We start from the raw sequence: 1,774 nt of genomic DNA on the forward strand, positions 1-1,774 counted from the left end.
TATCAGTCAGCTGGTCGAAAAATTCTATCAGGACAACGAACTCATACTCAATGCAGTATATGGCGAGGAGTTTGATGAGCAGACAATCAACAGATTCATTGAAATAGTAAATCCGGCCGGAAACCGTTCGTACAAAAAAGGACTATATTTCATGATGATGTATGAAAACCGTGTCACATTTAAGAAATTCGGAGATACGCCAAAGGATATGACCTGGTGGGAGTTCTATCAGCTGACAAGGGAGATTTTTGATGATACGGCAGCAGGACCTAAGACCTGGCAGAACCATTTTGGAGGAGCAGACGATGAAGAAACCACAGTACAGGATACGGCCGATGAGCCAGGAAGAGAAGAAACTGCAACAGAAGCTCCTGAGCCAGAGGATGACGGTGGAGCAGTTGGAGAAACTGGCGCTGATGATGTCCAGGAGATTGAGAAAGGAGGCATGGGAGATCATGGAGCAGCTGATGAAGCAGGAACAGGACAAGAGGAAGATGACACCGATGGAGAAGAAAGCGGCCAAGCAGATTGTGAAGAACCTGCAGAGAGGACCGATGAACAGACAGGAGCGCAGAGCCAGAGAGAGGAAATTGCGCCCGCGCAAAAATCCACGGAAACACTAGAAAAAGAGGAGGTTGAGGATGATGAAACCGGAGAAAATGAAAGCTCAGACGCAGAAAATCAAACAGCAGAATCTGAACAGGAAACGGCCGAGAGAGAGCAGACAGAAGAAACAGAAGTCATAGAGGCGGCATATGGTACCAGAAAAGAGTACATGGACAGGCTGTCAGAGCAGGGAATGGCGGAATATATGGCTGATGAATACAAGAGCCACCGGTTGCTAGTGACAGATCTGGCAAATACATGGAATCTACGCAAATGGCTCAGCGAAAAAGTTGACCGGTTCGGAAAGCCGATGGAGGACGCAAGATGATAAAGATGACAAGAGTTTACGGAGATATGTATGTACCAAGAGAGTATTGCACGTTTACAAATCCGGTAACGAGTGGAGGAACTGAGGAAGTTGACTATGTAGATATGCCATGCGAGAACGGATGTGAAAAAGAGTGTGAGAATTGTACATTGCAGAAAATCATGAATGAGTATGCGAGGCTAACAAGGCAGGATATAGACGAGAAGAAACGACATTGTGAAGAATGTGAAAACTATAAAGAAATCAGAAAAGGGCCGAGAGGAGGGAAGAAAGGAATATGCAGGATACTCAGACCATCACTGACGTGTTACTGATAGGAACACAGGGAACCGTTCAAAGGCTCCTGCAGGATGAGCAGACCGGCCAGATCTATCCGGTCAACAACGTGTTTGTTTCGATTATCAATAATGCAATGGTAGAAGAGGACAAGGGAGAATATACAGTCACGGAGCCACTTTTCAATCCGTTAAGAGGAATCCTGTGGAAAAACAATGTCTGCAAGCTGAGAGCACATTTCCGGACAGATGACAAGAACATCAAGGTTTTGAAAAGTCTCAAAGGTGTAGATATCACGCCGGAGGTGCCAGAGGAATGATGTACCCAAAACCACAACGAAAGAAAAAGAGAAAAAAACACAAAGCCAGTATCCTGCACTGCAAGGATGGCACTTGCTATCTCTGCATGAAGTTAAAAGGGGACTATCGGAGATATCCGGTAGTCCATGAACATCACATCTATGATGGCCCTAACCGCCAGAACTCTGAGGCGGAGGGCCTAAAGGTGTATTTGTGTCTGGACCATCATATCATGGGGCCGGAGGCAGTACATAACAATCACAAG

3 protein-coding genes and 1 pseudogene are annotated in these 1,774 nt (G+C 45.9%); all 4 read left to right on the top strand.

From position 1 onward, the window contains the following. A pseudogene (locus WMO25_RS17675) lies at nt 1–934 on the top strand (hypothetical protein); the annotation flags it as partial. Then, nucleotides 931–1,248 (top strand): hypothetical protein, encoded by a 318-nt coding sequence (locus WMO25_RS17680; protein ID WP_349086510.1) that lies wholly within the window; start codon nt 931–933, stop codon nt 1,246–1,248. The pseudogene WMO25_RS17675 and the gene WMO25_RS17680, both read left to right, overlap by 4 nt. Then, a complete protein-coding gene (locus WMO25_RS17685) occupies nt 1,212–1,529 on the top strand; it encodes a hypothetical protein (RefSeq protein ID WP_349086512.1) in 318 nt (105 codons plus the stop codon). The genes WMO25_RS17680 and WMO25_RS17685 overlap by 37 nt, the downstream gene beginning before the upstream one ends. Beyond that, the coding region (locus WMO25_RS17690; RefSeq protein ID WP_349086513.1) for a hypothetical protein at nt 1,526–1,774 on the top strand (249 nt) is incomplete at its 3' end. The genes WMO25_RS17685 and WMO25_RS17690, both read left to right, overlap by 4 nt.

The sequence above is a fragment of the Coprococcus intestinihominis genome (assembly GCF_040096555.1).
Lineage (GTDB): Bacteria > Bacillota > Clostridia > Lachnospirales > Lachnospiraceae > Coprococcus_A > Coprococcus_A intestinihominis.

Coding starts and splice junctions, on each gene's coding strand:
- WMO25_RS17680 (WP_349086510.1), top strand. CDS start 931: ATGATAAAGATGACAAGAGTTTACGGAGATATGTATGTACCAAGAGAG.
- WMO25_RS17685 (WP_349086512.1), top strand. CDS start 1,212: ATGCAGGATACTCAGACCATCACTGACGTGTTACTGATAGGAACACAG.